General features: G+C 56.7%; 23 protein-coding genes. 12 read left to right on the top strand and 11 right to left on the bottom strand.

Going from position 1 to position 24718, the window contains the following annotated elements; genetic code table 11:
* Positions 1-115: 115 nt before the first annotated feature.
* Positions 116-1342 carry an argininosuccinate synthase gene (locus tag ACR0A1_RS19180; RefSeq protein WP_170802774.1) on the bottom strand — a complete coding sequence of 409 codons (1227 nt, stop codon included), beginning with the start codon at positions 1340-1342 and terminating at the stop codon, positions 116-118.
* Positions 1343-1518: 176 nt separating this feature from the next.
* Between ACR0A1_RS19180 and ACR0A1_RS19175 the strand changes: the two genes are divergently transcribed.
* Positions 1519-2247 (top strand): hypothetical protein, encoded by a 729-nt coding sequence (locus ACR0A1_RS19175; RefSeq protein ID WP_480868834.1) that lies wholly within the window; start codon positions 1519-1521, stop codon positions 2245-2247.
* A 58-nt stretch (positions 2248-2305) separates the two neighbouring features.
* Positions 2306-3532, top strand: a complete 1227-nt coding sequence (gene ilvA, locus ACR0A1_RS19170) for a threonine ammonia-lyase IlvA (protein ID WP_223117303.1) — start codon at positions 2306-2308, stop codon at positions 3530-3532.
* Here ilvA and ACR0A1_RS19165 read toward each other — a convergent pair.
* Positions 3529-3858 (bottom strand): Hpt domain-containing protein, encoded by a 330-nt coding sequence (locus tag ACR0A1_RS19165; protein ID WP_223118324.1) that lies wholly within the window; start codon positions 3856-3858, stop codon positions 3529-3531. The genes ilvA and ACR0A1_RS19165 overlap by 4 nt on opposite strands.
* A 142-nt stretch (positions 3859-4000) precedes the next feature.
* Here ACR0A1_RS19165 and ACR0A1_RS19160 point away from each other — a divergent pair, with 142 nt between their 5' ends.
* Positions 4001-5275: a PP2C family protein-serine/threonine phosphatase gene (locus tag ACR0A1_RS19160; protein WP_480868865.1), complete on the top strand. Its 1275-nt coding sequence runs from the start codon at positions 4001-4003 to the stop codon at positions 5273-5275.
* On the opposite strand, the gene ACR0A1_RS19155 is transcribed toward ACR0A1_RS19160, so the two are convergent.
* Positions 5272-5715, bottom strand: a complete 444-nt coding sequence (locus tag ACR0A1_RS19155) for an NUDIX hydrolase (protein ID WP_170399359.1) — start codon at positions 5713-5715, stop codon at positions 5272-5274. The genes ACR0A1_RS19160 and ACR0A1_RS19155 overlap by 4 nt on opposite strands.
* Before the next feature lie 76 nt (positions 5716-5791).
* Between ACR0A1_RS19155 and hslO the strand changes: the two genes are divergently transcribed.
* The 8 genes from hslO (at position 5792) to ACR0A1_RS19115 (ending at position 15032) form a co-directional block, all read left to right on the top strand.
* Positions 5792-6778, top strand: coding sequence for an Hsp33 family molecular chaperone HslO (gene hslO, locus ACR0A1_RS19150; RefSeq protein WP_170399357.1), 987 nt, complete (start codon positions 5792-5794; stop codon positions 6776-6778).
* Entirely contained in the window at positions 6768-7367 is a 600-nt protein-coding gene (locus tag ACR0A1_RS19145; RefSeq protein ID WP_170399354.1) for a CoA pyrophosphatase, read from the top strand. The genes hslO and ACR0A1_RS19145 overlap by 11 nt, the downstream gene beginning before the upstream one ends.
* A complete protein-coding gene (locus ACR0A1_RS19140; protein WP_480868830.1) occupies positions 7364-8518 on the top strand; it encodes a CCA tRNA nucleotidyltransferase in 1155 nt (384 codons plus the stop codon). Before ACR0A1_RS19145 ends, ACR0A1_RS19140 begins: the two co-directional genes overlap by 4 nt.
* A 194-nt stretch (positions 8519-8712) precedes the next feature.
* Entirely contained in the window at positions 8713-10551 is a 1839-nt protein-coding gene (locus ACR0A1_RS19135) for an ABC transporter ATP-binding protein (protein WP_480868829.1), read from the top strand.
* Complete coding sequence (locus ACR0A1_RS19130; protein ID WP_170399345.1) at positions 10548-12380, top strand: ABC transporter ATP-binding protein; 1833 nt, start codon at positions 10548-10550, stop codon at positions 12378-12380. Before ACR0A1_RS19135 ends, ACR0A1_RS19130 begins: the two co-directional genes overlap by 4 nt.
* Before the next feature lie 39 nt (positions 12381-12419).
* Positions 12420-13643, top strand: a complete 1224-nt coding sequence (locus ACR0A1_RS19125; protein WP_480868826.1) for a class I SAM-dependent RNA methyltransferase — start codon at positions 12420-12422, stop codon at positions 13641-13643.
* A gap of 22 nt (positions 13644-13665) precedes the next feature.
* Positions 13666-14451, top strand: a complete 786-nt coding sequence (locus ACR0A1_RS19120) for an ion transporter (RefSeq protein ID WP_170515151.1) — start codon at positions 13666-13668, stop codon at positions 14449-14451.
* Positions 14452-14513: 62 nt separating this feature from the next.
* Positions 14514-15032: a L,D-transpeptidase family protein gene (locus tag ACR0A1_RS19115; protein ID WP_170408782.1), complete on the top strand. Its 519-nt coding sequence runs from the start codon at positions 14514-14516 to the stop codon at positions 15030-15032.
* 7 nt (positions 15033-15039) lie between these two features.
* On the opposite strand, the gene ACR0A1_RS19110 is transcribed toward ACR0A1_RS19115, so the two are convergent.
* The 7 genes from ACR0A1_RS19110 to cysQ all read right to left on the bottom strand — a co-directional run bounded on the left by ACR0A1_RS19110 (position 15040) and on the right by cysQ (position 22930).
* The gene (locus tag ACR0A1_RS19110; protein WP_480868824.1) at positions 15040-16473 is read right to left on the bottom strand and encodes a nodulation protein NodH; all 1434 of its coding nucleotides are present in this window, start codon (positions 16471-16473) and stop codon (positions 15040-15042) included.
* 6 nt (positions 16474-16479) lie between these two features.
* Positions 16480-18180, bottom strand: coding sequence for a DUF5927 domain-containing protein (locus tag ACR0A1_RS19105; protein WP_170515455.1), 1701 nt, complete (start codon positions 18178-18180; stop codon positions 16480-16482).
* Complete coding sequence (locus ACR0A1_RS19100) at positions 18177-19163, bottom strand: glycosyltransferase family 2 protein (protein ID WP_170408823.1); 987 nt, start codon at positions 19161-19163, stop codon at positions 18177-18179. Before ACR0A1_RS19100 ends, ACR0A1_RS19105 begins: the two co-directional genes overlap by 4 nt.
* A gap of 146 nt (positions 19164-19309) precedes the next feature.
* Positions 19310-20356, bottom strand: a complete 1047-nt coding sequence (locus ACR0A1_RS19095) for a glycosyltransferase family 2 protein (protein ID WP_480868822.1) — start codon at positions 20354-20356, stop codon at positions 19310-19312.
* Complete coding sequence (gene galE, locus ACR0A1_RS19090; RefSeq protein ID WP_170613528.1) at positions 20353-21336, bottom strand: UDP-glucose 4-epimerase GalE; 984 nt, start codon at positions 21334-21336, stop codon at positions 20353-20355. The genes ACR0A1_RS19095 and galE overlap by 4 nt, the downstream gene beginning before the upstream one ends.
* Positions 21333-22133 carry a 3-deoxy-manno-octulosonate cytidylyltransferase family protein gene (locus ACR0A1_RS19085; RefSeq protein ID WP_480571673.1) on the bottom strand — a complete coding sequence of 267 codons (801 nt, stop codon included), beginning with the start codon at positions 22131-22133 and terminating at the stop codon, positions 21333-21335. The genes galE and ACR0A1_RS19085 overlap by 4 nt, the downstream gene beginning before the upstream one ends.
* The gene (gene cysQ / locus ACR0A1_RS19080) at positions 22133-22930 is read right to left on the bottom strand and encodes a 3'(2'),5'-bisphosphate nucleotidase CysQ (protein WP_480754953.1); all 798 of its coding nucleotides are present in this window, start codon (positions 22928-22930) and stop codon (positions 22133-22135) included. Before cysQ ends, ACR0A1_RS19085 begins: the two co-directional genes overlap by 1 nt.
* A 122-nt stretch (positions 22931-23052) precedes the next feature.
* Here cysQ and ACR0A1_RS19075 point away from each other — a divergent pair, with 122 nt between their 5' ends.
* Positions 23053-23880: an ABC transporter permease gene (locus ACR0A1_RS19075; protein WP_170567266.1), complete on the top strand. Its 828-nt coding sequence runs from the start codon at positions 23053-23055 to the stop codon at positions 23878-23880.
* A gap of 55 nt (positions 23881-23935) precedes the next feature.
* Here the strand turns inward: ACR0A1_RS19075 and ACR0A1_RS19070 are convergent, their stop codons facing one another.
* Positions 23936-24538, bottom strand: a complete 603-nt coding sequence (locus ACR0A1_RS19070) for an alpha-ketoglutarate-dependent dioxygenase AlkB family protein (RefSeq protein WP_480754950.1) — start codon at positions 24536-24538, stop codon at positions 23936-23938.
* Positions 24539-24718: the final 180 nt, after the last annotated feature.

The raw sequence follows: 24718 nt of genomic DNA, 5'->3' as shown, positions 1-24718 counted from the left end.
ACGTATGCGTAAAGTCAATCGCCTGATCCGGGCAAGCCCGACCCGACGGAAACCCGGTAAAGAAAAACCCCGGTGCCTGATCAGACACCGGGGCCAGATCTAAAATTCTAAACGCTTATTTGCTCAGCCGTTTGTCACGCGCGGCCAGAAGCTTCAGGCGCAGTGCGTTCAACTGGATGAAGCCTGCCGCATCTTTCTGGTCATATGCACCGGCGTCTTCCTCAAAGGTCACGTGCGCCTCGGAGTACAGCGAATGATCCGACCAGCGGCCCACGGTTGAGGCAAGACCTTTGTACAGTTTCACGCGAACGGTACCGGTGACATGCTCTTGCGACTTGTCGATGGCCGCCTGCAGCATCTCACGCTCGGGGCTGTACCAGAAGCCGTTATAGATCAGCTCGGCATATTGCGGCATCAATTGGTCTTTCAGGTGCATCGCGCCCCGGTCCATGGTGATGGATTCGATGCCACGATGTGCTTCCAGCAGGATGGTGCCGCCGGGAGTTTCGTAGATGCCGCGCGATTTCATGCCCACGAACCGGCCTTCAACCAGGTCCAAACGACCGATGCCGTGCTTGCCGCCATATTCGTTCAGCTTGGTCAGGATGGTCGCGGGGCTCATCGCCTCGCCATTGATGCTGACCGCGTCGCCTTTTTCAAAACCGATCTCGATAAACTCCGGCTCGTTCGGCGCCTCCTCGGGGTGGACGGTGCGCTGATAGACATAGTCGGGTGCCATATCGGCGGGGTCTTCCAGAACCTTACCCTCGGACGAGGTGTGCAGCAGGTTGGCATCGACCGAGAACGGGGCCTCACCACGCTTGTCCTTGGCGATCGGGATCTGGTTGGCCTCGGCAAATTCCAACAGCTTGGTACGACTGGTCAGGTCCCACTCACGCCACGGCGCGATCACCTTGATTTCGGGATTCAGTGCGTAAGCAGCCAGTTCAAAACGAACCTGATCGTTGCCCTTGCCAGTCGCGCCGTGGGCCACAGCGTCAGCACCGGTCGCTTCGGCGATCTCGACCAGACGTTTCGAGATCAGAGGGCGCGCAATCGACGTGCCCAGCAAATACAGGCCTTCATACTGCGCATTGGCGCGGAACATCGGGAAGACAAAGTCGCGAACGAATTCTTCTCGGATGTCTTCGATATAGATGTTCTCGGGCTTGATCCCCAGCAGTTCAGCCTTCTTGCGGGCTGGCTCAAGCTCTTCGCCCTGACCCAGATCGGCGGTGAAGGTTACGACCTCACAACCATACTCGGTCTGCAGCCATTTCAGAATGATCGAGGTATCAAGGCCACCGGAATAGGCCAGAACAACTTTCTTGGGCGCGGACATCTGACTTCCCTTTATGCGTAGAACGACTGGCCCCTAACGGGTTTTGGGCGTGGGGGCAAGCTGTGTGGATTGACGCAGCCCGGGAATTGGGGTGAAACGGGCGGATAGAGAACAAGGATTGGTTGAGAGGGCGGTACAGTTTGTTAGGCTACAGGATATTTAGACATGCGGTTCTAATGCTCTTGGACAACATATCGGTTGCGTTAAGGCTGAGCGTTTTTCCGTTTCTTGGTTTGGGCGCGGCTTTCTATTTACTGACTATATTTCCGATGGAAGGTTTGGCACAGGCAGATGATATTTCCAGTGCTACGGGACCCTTCCTATTTGGCATTTTAGCTTTGATAGCTACCTACTTGATCGTACTCGTTTGGGTTGCTGTGGGCTGGCATCGTTATGTACTTCAAAGCGTCGAACCTCATCTGGCATGGCCAGTTTGGAAAAGAGATAGGATTTGGGCCTATGCTGGCGCATTCCTAAGGATTATTCCGTTGAGCATTCTATTCTGTTTTGTCGCACTTTTGATTTTCATTATACCCGCAGCCCTCTTCAATGGAGGCAATGTGTCAACTAATGACGGAACACTTCTTGGTTTTTTGCTTGGGGTTGTCATCTCATACATCACGATGCGGCTATCGCTCGTGCTTCCGGCCGCAGCAATCGGAGAGTTTATGAGGGCTCCAGACTCTTGGAGCATAACCAAGGAATACTCGAAGCCAATCTTCGTCGCGGCACTTTGCGTTGGCGTTTTAACTGCGATTCCGAACCTGCTGCTACTAACACCCCTTGCTCCGATAGTTGGTGGTGTTGTCTATTTCCTAGTTGCTCAGTGGTTCCTGTTCATGCTGGGTATCAGTATCATGACAGCACTCTATGGTTTCGTAGTTGAAAAACGCGAACTGCGCTGACCCTCGTACACATATGTATTCCTTGCCCTTTCGACGATGATGGGGCAGGGAATCCAACATGACTGATTTCACGACCCGCGCCCGCGCTGCCGAAAAGGCAATGCGCTCAGTGTTTCCGGCAACTCCGTTGCAGCGGAACGCCCATCTGTCCGACCGTTACGGCGCGGATATCTGGCTCAAGCGCGAAGACCTCAGCCCGGTGCGGTCGTATAAAATCCGCGGTGCGTTCAATGCGATGCGCAAGCAGCAGGGGCAGGACCTTTTCGTTTGCGCCAGCGCTGGCAACCATGCGCAGGGCGTGGCCTATATGTGTAAGCATCTGGGTGTGCGGGGTGTGATCTTCATGCCGGTGACCACGCCGCAGCAGAAGATCCAGAAGACGCGCATTTTCGGCGGCGACAATATCGAGGTTCATCTAATCGGTGACTATTTCGATGACACGCTGGCTGCGGCGCAAAGCTGGTGCGCAGAACAGGGCGGGTATTTCCTGTCTCCGTTCGATGATGCGGATGTGATTGAGGGGCAGGCCTCTTTGGCGGTTGAGATCGAAGAGCAATTGGGCCAAGTGCCCAATCATGTAATTCTGCCGGTTGGCGGCGGCGGTATGTCTTCGGGGGTGGCGACCTGGTTCGGGGACCGGGCGCATTGCCTGTTCGTGGAACCGGCCGGCGGGGCGTGTTTGCGCGCGGCGCTGGCAGCGGGGCACCCGGTGGCGCTGGATCATGTGGATACATTTGTCGATGGCGCAGCAGTAGGCCGGATTGGTGAGAAACCGTTTGAATTGCTGAAATCGCGGCATCTGTCGGATGTGCTGACTTTGTCCGAAGACCGCATCTGTACCACCATGATCGAGATGCTGAATGTCGAGGGCATCGTTCTGGAACCTGCCGGTGCATTGGCGGTTGAGGCCGTGGGTGACGTGCAAAGCTTTGTGCGTGGCAAGACGGTGGTCTGTGTCACCTCGGGCGGGAACTTCGATTTCGAGCGTTTACCAGAGGTCAAAGAACGTGCGCAGCGCTATTCCGGGGTGAAGAAATACTTCATCCTGCGCCTACCGCAGCGCCCCGGTGCCCTGAAAGAATTCCTCGGCATCCTCGGCCCTGAGGATGATATCGCACGGTTCGAATACATGAAGAAATCGGCGCGCAACTTTGGCTCGGTCCTGATCGGAATCGAAACCCGCAAGCCCGAGAATTTCATGCGCCTGTTTGCGCATCTGGATGAAGCCGGGTTTACTTATACGGATATCACCGAAGACGAGACGCTGGCACAGTTTGTGATCTAGCGCAGGTTTTCGGCCAGACCGGCCTGAAACAGTTTTTTCGACTCGTCGTAGGCCGCGATAATCGCCAGCAAATCAACGGCGGCGCTTTCACCAGCGGCTGCGCGTCGCTCACCGTCCTGGCACAGTTTCGAGAAACTATCAAAGCCAAGACTCAGCGCGCTGCCCTTCAGGAAATGTAGGTTCTGTTCGATCTCGGAGCGGGTAGTGTCATCGCGTAGCTTAGTGATAACTTCCTGAACCTCGTCCAAAAAGATTTCGACAACCTCGGTGAACTCGTCTGCGCCGACTTCATCACGTAACTGTCTGACTCTGGACCACTGAATCATGCCACCCTCTTGCGGTTGCATGTTGTTAGACCGTCGCGGGTAAAGATGGGGTTAAATCGCGGCGATTTGGTTTTTCATAGGATGTTAAGCTGAGAGGCATAGCGTTGCGACAACTGGAGAGTTGAGCAAGTACAGGGACTTCATGGTGCCGGATGCCAGTCAAGTAGAGGCCCGGGTCGAGCTGGATTTTGGCGCGATCCGCAAGGTTCTTATTGTGGACGACAGCCGTCTGCAGCGGCGCATTCTGGTGGCCTCGCTAAAAAAGTGGGGATTCGAGGTTCTTGAAGCCGACAGTGGTGAAGCCGCGATAGAGCTTTGCACCTCGGACCCACCTGATCTTGTTCTAAGCGACTGGGTCATGCCAGGTATGGGCGGGCTTGAGTTTTGTCGCGCCTTCCGAGAGCTGGACAGTGAGCAATATAGCTATTTCATTCTTCTGACCTCAAAAAGCGAAAAGCAGGAGGTCGCGCGCGGTCTGGATGCTGGGGCAGACGATTTTCTGATCAAGCCGCTTGAGGCTGATGAGCTGCGTGCGCGCATATCGGCCGGGGCGCGTATTCTTGACATGCAACGCGAATTGTCCCGAAAAAACCAGTTGATCGAAACAGCGCTGAACGAACTGAAGCTTGCCCATGATGCGATCGATAAAGACCTGATGCAGGCGCGCAAAATTCAGGATTCGCTGGTGCCTGAATTGAAGGGGACCTTTGGCAACTCACAGGTCAGCCTGCTTCTGAAACCCTGTGGTCATATCGGTGGTGACCTGGTGGGGATGTTTTCGCCCGGTGTCAATCGGCTGGGGTTTTACAGCATCGATGTCTCCGGCCACGGGATCACCTCTGCGATGATGACGGCACGGCTGGGCGGGTATCTGTCCAGCACGCATTTCGATCAGAACATTGCGATGGAGCGTCGTTTCAATAAATTCTACGCCCTTCTGCCACCCGAAGAGGTCGCTTCGCTGCTCAACTCGCGTCTGATCGCCGATGCCGGGATCGAAGAGTATTTCACCATGGTCTATGCCATCATCGATCTGCGCAACGGACATCTGAAAATGGTGCAGGCCGGACACCCGCATCCGCTGTTGCTGCGCCGTGATGGCAAAACCGAGTTTCTGGGCGAAGGCGGATTGCCCATTGGTTTGCTGCCTGAGGCGCAGTTTCAGCAGACGGAATCCTATATGCAACCGGGCGACAAGCTGCTCTTGCATTCGGACGGGTTCACCGAATGCCAGCTCGCCGACGGCAGTCTGCTGGATGATGACGGGTTGAAGGCGATGGCTGTTGAATGCGCCGCCGATCACGGTGGACCGGAATTCCTGGATGACATGTTCTGGCGTCTTACACAGGTGATGTCACCGGACAGCGGAATTGCGGATGATGTCTCTGCAGTGTTTTTTGAATATAACGGACCTTAAAGCCCATGCAGGTGGCGCTGGGCGAAATGGGCGTCGCCCTCGTTGCCCAACAGATGAACGGCATCTGCGGTCTCCATCCAAATGGCCTCGTGAAGGTCTTCGGTCGGAGGGCCTAGGCGTCTGACCGGGTGGGCGCGGTAAATCAGGCAGACCTTCTCGGCCCACAGATCGTATTCCGGCATGTAGGTATATCGACGAAACGCACCCACTCTCCGGGGCGCGGCGATCAGCCAGCCGGTTTCTTCGTAAACCTCACGGTGAAGCGCTGTAATGGGTGATTCCCCCGGATCGATGCCGCCGCCCGGCAGCTGCAGATCGGGTCCGGGTTCCAGCTGACAGGTCAGCAGCAATCGGTTGCCTTGTGGCAATAGGGCATAAACGCCGACCCGCCGGGTGTATTTTCGCTCTGCCTCGGGGCTTTCACCGAACCGTCTGATCATGTAAGGCCCCTTTCAACCCAAACTGTTCAACCTATATGGTGGCGGTATGCCAACCTGTGGCGCTTAAGGAAACCCCATGTCTATTGGAACCAAAATCGCGTGGGACGATACCGTCCTGCCCTTTCAACTCGATATACCCGACATGCGAGGCCGCGTGGCCCGGCTGGACGGCGTGTTGGGCGGCATCTTGAAACAGCACGACTACCCGGAGGTGGTCGAGGCGCTGGTGGCCGAGATGGCCCTGCTGACTGCATTGATAGGGCAAACGGTATCGCTGCGCTGGAAGCTGTCTCTGCAGGTGCAATCCAAGGGCGCAGTGCGGATGATCGCAACCGATTATTATGCGCCACAGGTCGAGGGTGAACCCGCGCAGATCCGCGCCTATGCGAGCTTTGACCGCGACCGGCTGACCGATGCAGCCCCTTTCGATCAGGTGGGTGACGGGTACTTCGCCATCATGATTGACCAAGGTGAAGGTACACAGCCTTATCAGGGCATCACCCCACTGGCCGGGGGATCACTGAGCGCGTGTGCGGAAGCCTATTTCGCGCAGTCCGAACAGCTGCCGACCCGGTTTTCGCTGAGCTTTGGCAAATCGACCGAACCCGGCGTCGGTGAACACTGGCGCGCTGGCGGGATCATGCTGCAGCACATGCCCAAAGCCTCGCCCTTTGCCGCTTCCGGGGAGGGCAGCGGAGAGATCCTGTCTGCCTCGGATTTGGTGGATGGTGAAGAGGGCGAGAACTGGGATCGCGTCAACATCCTGCTCGACACCGTGGATGATCTGGAGATGATCGGGCCATCCGTCGCGCCAACCGACCTTCTGGTGCGTCTGTTTCACGAGGAACAGCCTCGCGTCTATGATGCACAGCAGGTAAAATTCGGTTGCACTTGTTCCGAAGATCGCGTGCGCCAAAGCCTGTCGATCTATTCGGCGCAGGATATTGCGACAATGACCACGGACGAAGGCACCGTCACAGCAGACTGCCAATTCTGCGGTGCGCACTATGTGCTGGACCCTGCGACCGTCGGGTTCGAGGCCGAAGGCCCGGATGGCGCGTGATCTGATCACAGACCTGACCGAGGCGCTGAGCCGTGACGGGTCCGGGTCCAGTGACTTTGATCTGAACCCGGAAACGGTGCTGCCGGCGGGGCGCAAACTGCGCCCTGCGGGCGTGTTAGTGCCTGTTTCTGTGACCGGAGACGCACCGCGATTGATCCTGACCAAACGCTCTTCGGCGTTGAAACACCATCCGGGCCAGATCGCCTTTCCGGGTGGAAAACAGGATGAGGGCGACATCGACGTTACTGCGACAGCTTTGCGCGAAGCACAGGAAGAAATTGGTCTTCCGCCAGAACTACCCAGTATTCTGGGTCATCTGCCGACTCATGAAACCGTGACGTCCTTTTCGGTCACGCCGGTTGTTGCGATCCTTGAAGCCAGTTTTGAACCAGTCGCCGAACCGGGCGAGGTGGATGAGATCTTCTTCGTTCCGCTTGCGCATGTCCTGAACCCAGAGAATTATGTCGTCGAGTCGCGCCGTTGGCGTGGCCAAAGACGGTATTACTATGCTGTGCCCTATGGCCCCTATTATATCTGGGGTGCGACGGCACGGATGCTGCGGGGATTGGCTGCGCGGATGAGTGAATGAAGCGGATCACAGAAGATTGGTTAACCGACCAAGCCACGCAGGATGTATGCACCGCCCTGACCAATGGCGGGGCGCAGGCGCTATTCGTCGGAGGTTGTGTGCGCAATGCTCTGCTGCAGGCGCCGGTTTCTGACATTGATATCGCCACAGACGCTGGGCCGGAACACGTCGTGGAACTGGCGCAGAAAGCTGGGCTGAAGCCGATACCAACAGGGATAGACCATGGCACCGTGACGATTGTCAGCAAAGGTATCCCGCACGAGGTCACGACGTTTCGCCGTGACGTCGAAACGGATGGTCGGCGTGCTGTCGTCGCTTTTTCCGACAAGGTCGAAGAAGACGCCGCGCGTCGTGATTTCACCATGAACGCGCTTTATGCCAAACCTGACGGCACAATCCTTGACCCGCTGAACGGTCTGCCGGATCTACAGGCGCGTCGCGTACGGTTCATCGGGGAGGCCAGTGATCGCATCCAAGAAGACTACCTAAGGTCGCTCAGATATTTCAGGTTTCATGCTTGGTACGGGGATGTGGATGGTGGCTTTGACCCCGCTGCACTGGATGCAATAGCTGCAAATTTGGACGGGTTAGAGACACTTTCGCGCGAACGGGTCGGGGCAGAGATGCTTAAACTGCTCGCTGCGCCTGACCCCGCGCCGTCGGTTGCCGCCATGCGCGTCACTGGCGTTTTGGCGCAGCTCTTACCCGGGGCTGATGACCGGGCACTGCCGATCCTGATTCAGCTGGAACAAGACGCCCTTGCAGCGCCCGAAGCGATTCGTCGTTTGGCCGCGATTGCGTCGCCCGAAGTGGTCAAAACCCTGCGTCTTAGCCGCGCGCAACTGCAGCGTCTGGCTCGGATGCGCGACGAAGCGATGGCGACGACCAGTGTCGCAGAATTGGGTTATCGCTATGGGTCGGAAGGCGGAATGCACGAGACACTTTTGCGTCATGCATTTCTTGAACAGCCTTGGTCCGAAGACCTGAACCGAGCTTTGCAAAAAGGGTCCACGGCCAGTTTCCCGATCAAGGCGGCGGATTTGATCCCCGCCTTCTCGGGCCCCGCGCTGGGCGCAAAACTGGCCGAGCTTGAGGCGCGTTGGATCGCGTCGGATTTCGCGCTTAGCCGCGAAGAATTGCTTGCCGACTGATTTGAAGTCTCAAAAAGGGATGACAAACCCGATTTGATTTGGCAGGGTGCGCCTGACTCATATGGAGGGAGGAATGCGAATGTATTACGGGATCTGGTTCGGCTAAAGCCCGGAACACTTTGACCCGTAGGGGTGGTGTTCTGGCGCCATCTTTCTTCGCATGACCTATTTTTTGCTCGATCGGAGCACTCTCTATGTTTCGCTACTTCGAAAATCTTATTGACCCTTTTGTTGCCTATGAACAGGTAGACAGGCCGCCGACACGGCTGTGGCCTTTCATGCTGGGCTATTCGGAGCCTTTCAAACGCGTTTTCGTACTGGCCGCCCTGATGTCCGTGATCGTTGCTGCGGTCGAGGTCGGACTGATCTTCTATATGGGCCGCGTTGTGGACCTGCTGGGAAGTTCACCTGCTGAATTCTGGCAGGCGCATGGGACCGAGCTGATCGTGGTCGCCGCGTTGATCCTGTTCATTCGTCCGATTCTGCAGCTGGTTGACGTCTTACTGCTCAACAACACGATCCTGCCGAACTTTGGCACGCTGATCCGTTGGCGGGCCCATAAACATGTGTTGCGTCAATCGGTTGGCTGGTTCGAAAATGACTTTGCCGGCCGCATCGCCAACCGGGTTGTTCAGACCCCACCCGCTGCGGGCGAGGTGGTGTTTCAGGTCTTTGACGCGATTTCATTCTCGATCGCCTACATGATCGGCGCGGCCATATTGCTGATGGCGGCTGATCCACGGCTGTTGCTGCCATTGCTGATCTGGCTGGTGTTTTACGGTGCGTTGGTGCGCTGGACCGTTAAGCGGGTCGGCCCGGCATCTCAGGCGGCATCGGATGCAAGATCTACCGTGACGGGCCGGGTGGTGGACAGCTATACCAACATCCACTCGATCAAGATGTTTGCCCATGACACTCAGGAACAGGACTATGCGCGCGAGGCGATTGCGGAAACCCGCCGCACTTTCCAGATCGAGATGCGGATTTTCACCATTATGGATGCCGCGCTGGTTGCATTGAACGGTGTGCTGATCGTGGGAGTCGTTGGTTGGGCGATCTTGCTTTGGACGCAAGGTAGCGCAACGGTCGGTGTGGTGGCCGCCGCCACAGCCTTGACGCTGCGGCTGAATGCCATGACCGGGTGGATCATGTGGGCGCTGACCAGCTTCTTTCGCGAATTGGGTATCGTTGCCGAGGGTATGCAGACCATCGCGCAGCCCATCGATCTGTTGGACGAACCTGATGCGAAACCTTTGCGGCTGGGTAATGGCCAGATCGAAATACGCGATCTGTCTCATCACTATGGACGGGAAACCGGTGGTTTGGATCACGTCAACTTGACCATCCGGCCAGGCGAAAAGATCGGCCTGATCGGTCGCTCAGGTGCCGGAAAATCGACCCTAGTAAAGCTGCTTTTGCGGTTTTACGACGTCGAGAAGGGTGCGATCCTGATCGATGGCCAGGATATCTCGAAGGTCACGCAGGACAGTTTGCGCAGCCATATTGGCATGGTTCAGCAGGACAGTGCTCTGTTGCACCGCTCGGTTCGGGCCAATATCCTCTATGGTCGGCCTGATGCGACCGAAGAACAGATGATTGCCGCTGCGAAACAGGCCGAAGCGCATGAGTTCATCCTCGATCTGCAAGACCCGGAGGGCCGCACTGGCTATGATGCGCATGTGGGCGAGCGGGGTGTGAAACTGTCCGGTGGTCAGCGGCAGCGTGTAACGCTGGCGCGGGTGATCCTGAAAGACGCGCCGATTTTGCTATTGGACGAGGCGACATCTGCCCTAGATTCCGAAGTCGAAGCCTCGATACAGGAAACACTCTACGGCATGATGCAAGGCAAGACAATGATCGCCATCGCGCACCGGCTCAGCACGATTGCTCAGATGGATCGCATCCTTGTGATGGATGGCGGCCGGATCGTTGAACAAGGTGGTCATTCCGATCTGTTGGCGCAAGGAGGGCTTTACGCTCAGTTCTGGGCGCGGCAATCTGGAGGCTTCCTAAACCCGGAGGCCGCTGAATGAGGATTGCCGACCTCATCCAACCGTTCAAAGACACAGAAACGCCCCCGCCGCAAACGCTGGGGGCGTTCATCCGTTGGAGCTTGTCCGGCGCCTGGCCGATGCTGTTCGTCGCAGCCGCCTTCTCGGCGATCGCGGGTGCGATGGAGGCTGGCACCGCCTGGGTCTTGGGCCGCGTGATTGATCTGACCACCAACAGCAGCCCCGAGGCGTTTCTGACCGGCGGCAATCTCGCGATCATTTTGGGTGCTGTCGCATTCTTCATGCTTCTACGCCCCGCACTGTTCGGACTGTCATCGGTGGCAAACAACTACATCGTCATGCCCAACATCACGCCGTTGGTTTTGGCAAAACTGAACCGCTGGACGCTGGGCCAGTCTGTGACCTATTTCGATGACGATTTCGCCGGACGTATCGCCCAAAAACAGATGCAGACATCGAACGCCATGACGCAAGTGGTGTCCGAAACAATCAGCGCTATTGTCTTCGCTATTGCCTCACTTGCAGGCTCATTGCTTTTATTAGGATCTATTCACCCGCTTGTGATGCTGCCATTTGTTGCCTGGCTTGTTGTCTATTTCCTGCTGGTGCGCTGGTATCTTCCACGCATCCGCGTACGCTCTGCCGCGCGGGCGGGGGCGCGGGCGATGGTGTCGGGGCAGGTGGTCGATACGATCACCAACATCAAGACCGTCAAGCTGTTTGCCCATTCCGAGTTCGAAGATCATACCGCCCGAAATTCCATGGTCGACCTGCGTGAACGGTCGCTGGAATTCGGCAAACTATCGGCCAGTTTCCGGTTCATCCTGATGACTCTGGCGGGGGTTCTGCCGGTCCTATTGATCGGCGCAACGCTATGGCTGTGGCGGGCGGGTGGCGCGACCGCCGGGGATATCGTAGCGGCGGGGGCCGTGGCGATCCGTATCTCACAAATGACAGGCTGGGTCAGTTTCACACTGATGGGTCTTTACGCAAATGTCGGTGAGATTGAAAACGGGATGCATACTCTGACCAAGCGCGACCGGGTCGAGGACGCGATGAACGCCTCTGAACTGATCGTCTCAGAAGGGGAGATTGCGTTTGATCATGTCAGTTTTGCTTATGGCCGCGATATTGGCGGTGTCTCCGATCTGCATTTCACCGCCGCACCGGGCGAAAAGCTGGGCATTGTCGGGGCGTCTGGTGCAGGGAAATCAACGTTGGTTTCACTGCTGCTCAGGCTCTATGACGGCGAAAAAGGCGTCATTCGCATCGACGGGCAGGATGTCAGCCAAGTCACTCAGGACAGCTTGCGCCGCCAGATCGGCATGGTCACGCAGGAAACCGCAATGTTCAATCGTTCGGCGCGCGAGAACATCCTCTATGGTCGTCCTGACGCGACTGAAGATGAGCTGATAGAGGCCGCGACCAAAGCCGAGGCGCATGAATTCATACTCGGTCTCGAGGATGCGCAAGGACGCAAGGGCTATGACGCGCATCTGGGCGAACGCGGCGTGAAGCTGAGCGGCGGGCAAAGACAGCGGATCGCCCTGGCTCGCGCTATCCTGAAAGACGCACCGATATTGGTTCTGGACGAGGCGACGTCGGCATTGGACTCCGAGGTCGAGGCAGCGATTCAGACGGCACTGCACCGGGTGATGCAGGGCAAGACCGTGCTGGCTATTGCCCACCGCCTGTCCACGCTTAGCGAGATGGATCGGATTATTGTTCTGGACCACGGTCACATCGTTGAAAGCGGGACGCACGAGGCTCTGCTGGAGCGTGGCGGGTTGTACGCCCGGTTCTGGCATCGCCAATCGGGCGGCTTCATTCAGGCCGAGGCTGCAGAATAAAGGGTTTTGTTGCGCTCAAACCCCAGTTATCAGGCCTCCATGACGCAGCAATACATAATAAACCGCCTTGGACATCAGGGCGACGGAATCGCCGATGGTCCGATCTATGCGCCACGCACTCTGCCGGGTGAAGTGGTCAGCGGTACGTTGCTGGGTCAGTTTCTGAACGATATTCGGGTCAAAACACCCTCGGATCAGCGGGTCAAGGCACCCTGCCGTCATTACAAGGCCTGCGGCGGCTGCCAGTTGCAACATGCGACCGATAATTTTGTCGCCGAGTGGAAAATTGAGGTGGTGCGCAACGCGTTGGCCGCGCAGGGGCTCAATGCCCTGATGCGGCCCATTCACACTTCGCCTGAACGATCCCGCCGTCGGGCCACCATCGCCGTACGGCGCACCAAGAAGGGTACGTTGGCCGGGTTTCATGGTCGCGCTTCTGACACGATTACCGAAATCCCGGATTGCCATTTGCTGCACCCAACCTTGATTGCGGCCATCCCGGTGGCCGAAGCCTTGGCGTTGTTGGGTGGCAGTCGGAAAGGTGTGTTGGCCGTAACGCTGACCCTGTCCGAAGGCGGTTTGGATGTTGCGGTCAAGGGCGGCAAACCGCTGGATGGACCGTTGGAGCTGGCGCTCGCGCAAGCGACCGAGCATCACGGTCTTGCCCGGCTTAGTTGGGATGATGAGGTTATCGCCATGCGTGAGCCTCCGATCCAACGCTTTGGAACCGCTGGCGTCACCCCACCGCCCGGAGCGTTTTTACAAGCCACAAAAGACGGAGAACAGGCTCTATTACAGGCTGTTTCAGATGCTACGTCGGGGGCAAAGCGGATTGTCGATCTGTTCGCCGGATGCGGGACATTCTCGCTGCCGCTGGCACAGACAGCTGAAGTTCATGCAGTCGAAGGTGAGGCCGAGATGACGAAGGCCTTGGATCAGGGCTGGCGCAAGGCGCAAGGCTTGAAACAGGTCACAGCCGAGGCCCGAGACCTGTTCCGCCGCCCGCTCATGCCCGATGAACTCAAGAAATTCGACGCCGTTGTGCTTGACCCGCCGCGTGCTGGGGCCGAGGCGCAGGTGGCCGAGCTGGCGCAGGCCATGCGCCCGGTGGTTGCTTATGTCTCGTGCAACCCGATCACCTTTGCCCGTGACGCAAAAATGCTGGTTAACGCCGGATATGCCCTTGAATGGGTACAGGTGGTTGACCAATTTCGATGGTCGTCACACACCGAACTTGCCGCTCGGTTCATTTTGAACAAATAACCCTGAGATAAGGACCGCCCGCATGGTGATCGCCCAACGACTGCTGCCCATCATCGAAGCACCGGCTTTCGGGAAATTCATCACCGGTGTGATCCTGTTCAACGCGGTGCTGCTGGGGATGGAGACATCGCCCACGCTGATGGACGCAGCGGGTCCACTGATCGTGACGTTGGACAAGCTGTGCCTTACCATATTCGTCATCGAAATCGTCATGAAACTGATCGCCACAGGGCGCCGGTTCTTCACCAGCGGCTGGAATGTGTTTGATTTCGTGATCGTGGGCGTGGCCCTAGTTCCCAGTGCAGGGGCGCTTTCAGTTCTGCGGGCACTGCGTATCCTCCGGGTCCTGCGCGTCATCTCGGTCGCGCCGCGCCTGCGCCGAGTGGTCGAAGGCTTCATCTCAGCCCTGCCGGGCATGGCCAGCGTGTTCCTGCTGATGGCGATCCTGTTTTACATCGGCGCTGTGATCTCAACCAAACTTTTCTCGGGCACGTTCCCCGATTGGTTCGGCGATCTGGGTCTGTCGGCCTATACGCTGTTCCAAATCATGACGCTGGAAAGCTGGTCCATGGGCATTGTCCGCCCTGTGATGGAGGTGTATCCCTACGCTTGGCTTTTCTTTGTTCCCTTCATCATGGTGACCACCTTTGCGGTGGTGAACTTGCTGGTCGGTCTCATCGTGAACTCGATGCAGGATGCCCACCATGCCGAGGATGAGGTCAAGACCGATGCCTATCGTGATGAGGTTCTTGAAAGGCTGGAATCGATCGAACGCCGCCTGACGGAACAGTCGAACAGCAAAAAGTGATTTAAGTTTCGCGAAAATCTGGCATAATAATTGACAAAAAAGAGCATCAGGCAGTGAAAATAATGGATCGTCGAGCATTCGGAATGGGCGCAATGGCAACGCTGAGCCTTTCAGCGTGTGCCTCAGCCAAACCCAGATTTCTTTCTTATCGCGGGCCCGAGGTGACCTCGATGGTCATCAACAAAGGTGCACGCAAGCTGTATTTGCTCCATAACGAGCAGATTTTGCGGGAGTATGATATCGATCTAGGATTTGCGCCCAACGGCACGAAAAACAAAAAAGGCGATGGTCGTACGCCCGAGGGTACCTATCTGATCGACCGCCGCAATCCGCGCAGCAGGTATCATCTATCGTTGGGTATATCGTATCCCAATTCGGAAGACTTGGCTAAAGCCAAGGCCGCAGGTGTTGATCCGGGCGGCGACATCTTCATTCACGGACAACCCAATCTGCGATCCGAGTTCAAGCGGGCTAAGAAGACCCCGGATTGGACGGCAGGTTGTATTGCGGTCAAGAATGATGAGATCGAAGAGATCTACGCCATGGTGAATGAAGGAACCGTGATTACCCTGCGCCCCTAAGCAAGGTTCAAAGCGGTTTCCAGTCACCAAATCCAAATACAGTATAGTCGCGCTGGTATGCTTCCTTCGCCAGCGCTTCAAGCTGTGCGTCGTAAATCTGATCAAGTGCAAACGGCGCGTCCGGCTTGGCCTTGTTCGGGGTTGGCGCGGCTGTGTGCCCTACTTTGTGGGCAAGATCGGGCAGGGCGGTTGCCATCTCATCCTCGCGCAGGATCAGGTCGGGCATGGTGAAACCGGCCATGCCTTCCAGCGTCTGCGCCTGTCCGCACCATTCCCCATCCACACGGATCGGGGTTTGACCCGCCAGAATACTGCGCAGCATGCCCAAAAAGGCCGCGAACGCCTCGGAATGCTGATCGCGGGTATAATTGCTGAGATCACCCTTGGCAGGCAGCGGGACCTTGTACCGTCGGCTCAGCATATTGCGAATGCTGACATATGCGCCGGGGCCTGTGTGCAGAATACGGTCGCAGAACACAGCGTGCGCGCGCGCCAGCGGATGGCGCAGCACCGTGAATTTGCGGTGACCGGGATGATCCTGCATCCATTGACGGGTCTGTTTTTGATTGCGGCCGGTGATCAGGTCGGCTTGAGACACCCCGTCCAGATCGGCAATCCACTGCACCACTTCAGCCTCGGGGCCGCCGCGCACCGGAAGGTACATCAGCGAAGTTTGCGCAGCACCCACATAGCGCGAAACAGCCGGCCCGCGGTGCGGCTCGTAACTTGGGATATGGTGTAGCTTGAAGCGGTCACGTTGCGACAGGGCCAGCTCCATATCATCCGGATTGGTCACTTTCGACAGGGCAGGCGCCGGGTTTTGGCGTTTGAGATGCTGGTTCAGTTCTTCAAGACGTGCGCTGACGCCAAGCCACGCGGCAAGGCCGTTCAGAACGTCCAAATCTGTTAGATCGTCATAGTCGATATAGAACGGTGTTTGCCCGGTGGTCTGGAGATGTTTGAGCACTGTTTGTTGAAATGCTTGCCGCTGGTCGAGCTGTTCGGCGAATTCTTCGGCATCGAAGGTGATTTGCGCCTCCCGCCGTTGCTTAATGTTCACCAACCGCCACTGCTTTGTTTCCAAAGCGATTTTCCACGATATGTAGCTATCCAGAGGGTTGCGCATCAGAATGATTTTGGCGCAGCGCGGATCATCCAGCGCCGGTGGCAGCGCCCGCGCATCGTGGTCGCTAAAAAAGCGAAAGCCGTTCATCTCGCCCGGCGCGTTTCGGATGGCGTCGATCAGCGCCATCGGGTCGCGTTCACGATCTTCCAGGGTAAAGCCCAGAACGCTGTCCAGTTTTGGCAGGCCGACGAAATAGGGGTTAAACGCTTCTCCGTGACACGTGACGCCATCCAGCGTGTTCAGCTGTAATTCAAGCAGGTTCGAACCTGTGCGCATATCGGCCAGAACGATGAAATAATCGAAGCGGCGGGTCATTTTAGATTACTGCACCAAATAGGGCTTCTTGAACGATTTGGACTGTGCGCCAAACACGTCATTCACAGGGAAATCCCCCATCAGATAGGGATGCATCCCTTGGTTCTTGAGGTTTTGCAGGAACTTTCCGAACCCGGTCAGATCGACCATCGTCGGCGCCTCGGTCAGATGCGTGGGTTTGGGCGCGCCCATGTCCTCCAGAACGGTCTGTAGTTGTTCCATGGGGGATTCCACAAACTCTGCCATTGTCCATATTCGGATGCGCGTCTTTGCCCGAGCGGCATCCAGTAGCTTGAGCTGTTTGCTTTCGATCTGTTGTAGGCGGGCAGCTTCGCACCGGATATCGGCAAAATTCAGGTTCGAACGGAACAATGGAACCGCCCAGGCCCCCGAGATGACCGCAATATGTGCATTCTGATCTTGCGTCAGGAATTCATTGATTTTCTGAATATCCGTTGGCCCGAATTGAAAGCACTGACGCTCGCCTCTTGTATTCCAGATGAGGTTCGACAGAAAGGCCGAGGGGTTATAGTCGCGTAGCGTGGCGCAATCGCTGAGCGCACCGTTGATGATCGTCTCATCTTCGGCAAATTGCGCCCGTTCGGGACCGAACAGATGCCCATGCACCCGCCCGCCGATGGCGTTTGTCAGCCAGGGTTCGAAATCTTCGAACAACTCGGTAAAGCCTTGAAACACCGAATAGGGAAAGGCTGTCAGGCTACGTTCCGTAGCCGCGCGAGGGAAGCGGCTTTGCATATAAAGACCATCACGACCGCGAACGCGCCGCTCGACCGCTTTGGAAAACACCCGATCGATCTTGCCGGGGTTGGGCTCGGCCGGGGTCAGTGCGCCTTCGTGGTCGGTCAGGAAGGTCTGATACAACCGGTTCGCGCTGTGCCAGACTTTGCGCGCCACGAAACAGTCGGACCGGCGCAGCAATTGCAGGTGATCGTCGTAGAACATGTGCGGCCGACCTTGATAGTCGAACTTCGACAGGGTCAGCGATCGGCTTTCGATATGGGTGGAATAGAGTCGTGCCAGTGTCTGAAAATAGCTTTCATCGGGAATCCAGACCTGGCGGAAATAGCGATCATATTCGGCGCGCTTGGGATCCTGAAGGATGGCCGACAAGGTTTGGCGGGTCAGACACCACCATTGACTGCCCATATGCGGTACAAGGCCTTCGGGAATTCTGCGGCGCAGACCGAGGGCGCGTTGCAACCGCACGTAATTGTCAAACAGTTTTCGTTGCCTGCGCCATGAGAAGGGGAACCTCAGGGTGAAACGTTCCAGATCCAACCCGCCAATCGTCCAGCTGACGTCGCGCGTGGTTGCGCTTTCGATGAAATCGACACGGGGCCGGTCGGCCAGATAGTCGATCAGATCAGCGACCGGACGCAGCGGCAGACACGCGCCTGAAGACAGATATACATGCCGGACATCTGGAAACCTCTCCAACATCAGCGATGCGGCAGATTGTGATGCGGCGACAATACCCCAGCCGCCCCATTCACAGACATGGCGTTTTGAAAACAGGATCAGCGGTTCATCCGAACAAGCGGCGACAAAATCGGAATAAGCCGGATCGCCGACTTTCTGATCTACATGAATGACCACAGGACAGCCCGAGGCGGCCCAATGGCGTGCCACCTGCTCAACCCGATCCAGCGCGGTGTGCACCAGCATTACGATGCCCAAGCTGCTCATGCCCAGTTCCCCTTGGACATCAGGCCGAGGATCTCAATCTGTCGCCAGTTGATGTATTTCTCGGACCATTTGTTCCAGAAAACCGGATTATCCTCTAACTGCTTGGCATAAGCCTTGTACTCGCCCGACGCAGCATAGTGCTGTCCGCGCAGCAACTCTTCTTTAGCTTTTTCCCCAAGCGTATTGATCAGCTTTGCATGCAGCAGCGCTCCGCTGGTTTTTTCACCGCCCTGCTCTTCATAGACCTGATTGAGCCCGCGCGGCAGCAAGGCGTGGGTTGAGCTGACATAGGCGTAGCGCCGGTGCCATTTCACAAGAGGTATCTTGTTCAGGGCCGGAGCCTTCAGGGGATTGTTCTGAAAGAAAACCCGTGCGCGTGCACCGCCTTGAATCCACAGATTCCCATAGGTCGGGTTGCGGGTAATCATGAAGTTGCCTGAATCGAACCAAGGCGCGACTTCAAAGGGGTTCTGGCCCTCATGATAGGGCGCATCCATGATTCCGGTTTCGGGATACATGTCGATCAGCATGGTGCCGAAACTGCGCACACCAGTATCGTCCAGCCAGTCGGTCAGGGCGCGGATCGGGCGGGTATCGCAAAAAGGATAGATAAAGAATTCATCCGGATCGACCGTCAGAACCCAGTGCTTATGCGCATAGCGGCGCAGCAGGTAGTTGGACCAATCCAGACCAAAGGTCGCATTCTTGTAACCTACATCCGTCCACCACAGCGAAACGTCCGGCTGGCTGCTCAGGTATTCGTGGGTGCCGTCATCGCTGTTGTTGTCCACGCACAGGAAGTGATTGATGCCAAGCTTTCGATAGTAGTCTAAGAAATAGGGAAGGCGGATCTTTTCGTTCCGCATCACGCTCATCAACAAGATGTCGTTTTCTTTGATCTTGTTGGTGTTATCTTGCACCGCTTTCAGATCCCGACGCCGACGTAGGCAACGCAGCAGGCGGCGCTTGCGCCGCAATCTCATGCGATAGGAATCCAAAAGGCTCACGCGGCTGCCCAACCTTTTTTGATACGCGCGTCTGCCCGGGGCCGCCTGAGGCCTGAGTGGTGCCGGACATTAACGTTTTATGACATCTCTGCACCTTGTGAGGCAACGGGTTTAAATCCGGTTTACTTCCCCCCTGTGGCAGGAAATCCGCCCGCGTTCATGAGCCCAAGGTCTTGTAACTGTTGCCAATCACCTAGTTTGACCGAGTCAGAAGTCCAAAGATCAGGCCCGCTGATGATCCCGTCATAATAGGCGCCGAACCGATCGGGGTCGTGAAAATGTTGCCGCCTCTGTTTTTCGATCCGCGATTTGTCGACAACCTCAGGCAGGAATTTCGTGTGTAACAACACGCCCGAGGCGGTCTGCCCACCCGGACCGTCATATTCAAAATTCAAGAACCGGGGCAGCGCGGAATGGCACGAATTCACATAGGCCATATGTCGTGACCACCGGGTTAGAGGGATCTTGTTAAGGGTCGGTGATTTTTGGGGCTGATCTGCAAAAAACGCCCGCTCGCGTACGCCTCCCTGAACCCAAAGGTTGCCCATCGGCCTTTGGCGCTGGGCACGATAGGGGCCGGGGTCAAACCAGTTCAGGCAATCGGTTGGATCGGAATGCGGATCATAACTCTGCTTGCCCAGCCGACCTTTGGGATAGAGGTCCAGCATCATCGCCCCAAACGTGGTTTGACCGCGCGCGTCCAGCCATGCAGTTAAATCGCGCATCGTATGGGTGTTTTGATGGGCGTAGATCAGCAACTCATCGGCGTCGACCATCAACGTCCAGTGGTCGTGCCCAAATTTCCACTGCAGCCAAGTCAGCCAATCCAATCCGAACCGAGACGCGCGATAGCTTGCCGTAGTCCGCCACAGCGACACATCCGGCTGTTTAAGCAAATACGGGACCGAGCCGTCATCGCTGCCATTATCCACCATCAGAAAATGATCAACGCCCAGCGTGCGATAATGGTGAAAGAACCACGGCAGACGGCCGATCTCATTCCGCAGCGTGGTAAAGGCCAGAATGGCGCCGGGTGTGATCTTTTGCGTGTTGTCAGTCAACGACTTCAGTTGATGGCGGCTGCGAAAGGATCGCCACAACAGCCGCTTGCGTTTCAGGCGCAGCCTGTAGCGCTGCACCCAGGTCAGCGGCTGATCCTCAAGGTTCACTTGGTATAGCCGCCATTCTGATGCCAACGCCAGGCATCCGTGATCATCGTCTCTAACGTTGATCTTTTTGGTGTCCAGCCCAGCTCTTCCTTGGCTCGGACCGAGCCTGAAACTAGACGTGTGCAATCCCCGGCCCGGCGCGGGCCGATGCTGTAGGGTACCGCGCGGTTGGTGACGGCCTTGGAATGCTCGATGACTTCCATCACCGAAAACCCCGACCCGGTGCCCAGATTGAACACGCGGCTTTCTTTGCCTTGCTCAAGCCATTTCAACCCCAGAACATGTGCATCGACCAGGTCACAAACATGTACATAATCGCGGATGCAGGTGCCGTCGGGTGTGTCGTAATCGGTGCCGAATACAGTCAAGCCACCCCGCTTGCCATCGATGGCGTCCAGCATCAGCGGCACCAGATGGGTTTCTGGTTGGTGAAACTCTCCAACTTCGGCATCCGGGTCGGCCCCGGCCACGTTGAAATAGCGGAAGATCACGTGCTTCAGGCCATATGCGGCTTGGAAATCACGTAAGATGTCCTCGATCGCTCGTTTCGAAGCACCATAGGCATTCAATGGCTGCTGCTGAGTGCTCTCGTCCAGCACAACGTTGTCATGTTCGCCATAGGTGGCGCAGGTCGACGAGAACACAAAGTTCAAACATCCCGCATCCACAGCCGCTTGTATCAGTGTCAGCGAACCGGTGACATTGTTCGACCAATACGTTCCGGGCTCAGCCATCGCTTCGCCGACCTGACTGAGGGCGGCGAAATGTATTACGGCGGCGGGTTGGTATTTGGCGAACACTTCGTCCAGCCGGGCGCGGTCCAGCAGGTCGCCCTGCTCGAATGGGCCGAATTTCACCGCGTCCTGCCATCCGGTGACAAGATTGTCATAGGTTACGGGCGTATACCCCGCCCTTGCCAGTGCCTTGCAGGCATGAGAGCCGATATAACCTGCACCACCTGTAACCAGAATATTTGTCATTCAAGCCCCATAGCGGCCATCATTTCTTCGATCTTGGCCACGTCCTGCGGGTTGTTCAGCTCCCAGAACTGACGACCTTTGGCTTCAACTTCGACACACAGAACCTTGCGGCCGTTTTCCATGAAGCGCAGCTGTTCCAACCCTTCCAGTGTCTCCAGCGGACCGCTAGTCCAGCCCGGATAAGCAGTCAGAGCGTCAGGCCGATAGGCATAAACTCCGACGTGGTGGAATACCGGTGTCGGGTCACTGCTGGCATAGGTCTCGGCTGTGAAAGGGATCACTTCTTTCGAGAAGTAAAGCGCGCTGTGGTCATTGCCGAACACCGCTGTAGTGCCCCCGACCCGGCCTTGCTTGCGATCGTTCAGTAATCCGTTCAGTGCGTCCCCGTCACAGCGCAGCACGGGGGTGGCCACACCCGCATCTGGCGCGTTGCGCAGACCCGAGATCAGGTCTTCAACAAACCAATGCGGGGTCAAAGGCGCATCCCCTTGCAGGTTGACGACGATGTCATAACCGCCACCCAGAGCCGAGTGCGCCTCGGCGCAACGTTCGGTACCGTTGCGGCAGGTGTCTGAAGTCATCACCACCTCGGCACCGAACCCCTCTGAGGCTTCGCGGATACGGTCATCGTCGGTTGCCACAACCACGCGATCTACGCCTGACACGGAAATCGCAGCGCGCCAGGATCGTTCGATCAGAGTCATGCTGGTTCCGTTTGCCCCGGTCAGCGGAACCAGAGGTTTGCCTGGATAGCGGGTCGAAGCGTAGCGCGCGGGAATGGCAATCAATACTGACATCAGGCTTCCTTCAGCTCAACGCCCGGAGCATAGGCGATGAAAAATGGATTGGCATAGCCGTCTTTGCCATAGGTCAACGGCGAATGGTCGTCTAAGCGCACCACTTGTCCGCCCGCACCGGCCAAAACCGCGTGGCCCGCAGCGGTGTCCCACTCCATGGTGCGTCCAACACGGGGGTAGAGGTCGGCCTCTCCCGTCGCCACCAGACAGAACTTCAGCGACGACCCGGCGCTTTTGCTGTCGCGCACCTGATATTTGTTGATGTAATCCTCGGTCGCCTGATCCCGATGCGATTTGGATGCAACGATCATCAGCGCCGAATTGTTCGGTTTAGAGACTGATATTGTCGTTAGCGCGCCCGGCTGATCTTTGTCCAGATCCCCGATTTCTTCAACCGATTGCCCGTCAGCTTGCGTATAGAACATCCGGCCCCGTGCAGGGGCGTAGACCACGCCACGCGTCGGTACGCCGTTTTCGACCAAAGCGATATTTACGGTAAAATCGCCGCGCCGATTTATGAATTCCTTGGTGCCGTCCAGTGGATCAACAATCAGAAAGGTCTCGCCCTTTTCGGAATGCGAAGCTGCCTGTTCCTCGGTCACCAGCAGGATATCTGGAAAAGCCTCGCGCAATCCGGCCGAGATCAAAGCATCCGCCGCCTCGTCCGCCTCGGTTACCGGGCTTGAGTCTGACTTGACCTTGACGTCGAAATCATCCGCTTCGTAGATCTGCATGATCTTGTCGCCTGCCTGCAAGGCCAGCCGCCGGATGACGGGAATAAGCGCGTCATAAGTCACAAAAAAGCTCCGTTCCTGTGGTTTGTTGATCAGGGCATCTCACGGACTTATGATGCTATGGATACGGAACAGCAAGAATTTCGTGCCAATTTGCGGCTGACACAGCAGGAAAGAGTAGTCGAGTGTTTCACTTCAAGAGAAATCAGTCATTGCTGGGCGGGGCTTTCACCACCGCCGAGCTGATATTCCATGCAGTAGTTCGCAATATCCGGTCGCAGCACTCCAACGCGGTGATGGCAATCCTGATCAACATTGTTCAGGTCGTCCTTCTGGTGACGGCGTTTTATATACTTATGACGCTAATTGGTCGAATGACTGGCATGGCCAAAATCCGGGGCGAGATGGTTTTGTTCCTGCTCTCCGGTGTTTTTTTGTTCCTGACGCATATCAAGTCTGTCACTGCAATCGCCGGGGCTGGATCCGGCAACAATCCGATGACTCTGCACTCGCCAATGACAATGATGGTGATGTTGTCAGCATCTGCCTTCGGTATACTTTATACGCAGCTTATCTCGATCCTTGTCATCCTGTTCGTCTACAGCGTAGCCGTCTCGCCTCTTGTGATCCAAGAGCCCGGCGGTGCATTTGGGATGCTTTTGCTGGCCTGGTTCACGGGATGCTCGGTCGGTTTAGTGTTGTTGGCGCTGAAACCCTGGTTTCCCAATACGGTAAGCATCCTGAAAAATGTGTACCGTCGATTGAACATGATATTTTCGGGCAAGATGTTCGTTGGCAACGCGCTAGGTGGGTTCATGCTGACCTTGTTTGCCTGGAACCCACTGTTTCACATCATCGATCAATGTCGTGGTTTTGTGTTCCGAAATTATTTTCCCCGGAACACCAGTTGGGAGTACGCGCTTTGGGTCGGAATAGTTTTAACAATGATCGGCCTGCTGGGTGAGTTCTATACCCGCAGGCAGGTCTCGAAAAGCTGGGATGCGCGACGCTGATATTTGCTGTGCGTGCTGTATTCTGAAAACCTGTTCCCGGATATTGGATCGCACTTCACATTGCGACTCTCAAAGTCAGGTTGATGCGTCCGCCCTTTGGCAAAAGTTTGGATGATCCAAACCGGATGCGATCCACCCCGTGATAGGTCAAGCGTGCCGGGCCGCCCATGATCGCCACATCGCCCGAGCTCAGCCAGATCGACTCGGTCTTGCCGCCCCGTGTGGTGTTACCGATACGGAACAGCGCGTCATCGCCCAATGAGATCGACAGCACGGGCCACGAGAAATCGGCCTCATCCTTGTCCTGATGCAGGCCCATCTTGGTGCCTTCACCGTAATAGTTGATCAGACAGCAATCGGGCCTCCGATCCGCGCCGGTCAAATCCTGCCAGATGGTCAAAATCTCATCTGGAATCGCGGGCCATGTCATGCCCTTTGGGTGCGTGTCCTGATACCGATAGCCCGCCCGGTCAGTGACCCATCCCAGCACCCCGGCCGAGGTCATGCGCACTGACATTTCCTTGCCCGAAGGTGTCACGGGCCGATAAAGCGGTGCCACTTTCAGAATCGGCCTAAGCAGGTCAACTAGATGCGACTGCGCCGCCGCATCCAAATAGCCTTTCCGAATATCAAATCCGCGCAATAACAGCCGCGCCATTCCAGAATCCCCAAACCTTGCCAAAACCTTGCCAAAAAGGCCACAGATTCCCGAAAACCTGCGTTTCTGAACGCTTGCAGGCCCCTGTTCTCGCCCTTATATACGCCTCGACGCGCGATGGTGTAGTGCTGTCGCGCACATCAATCGGGGGCAGGATGCCGCAACGGGTCCAACCCTCGG

Source organism: Ruegeria sp. D6, assembly GCF_056534365.1.
Note: the sequence above shows the minus strand (reverse complement) of the source record. Positions and strands in the feature narration are given on the sequence as shown.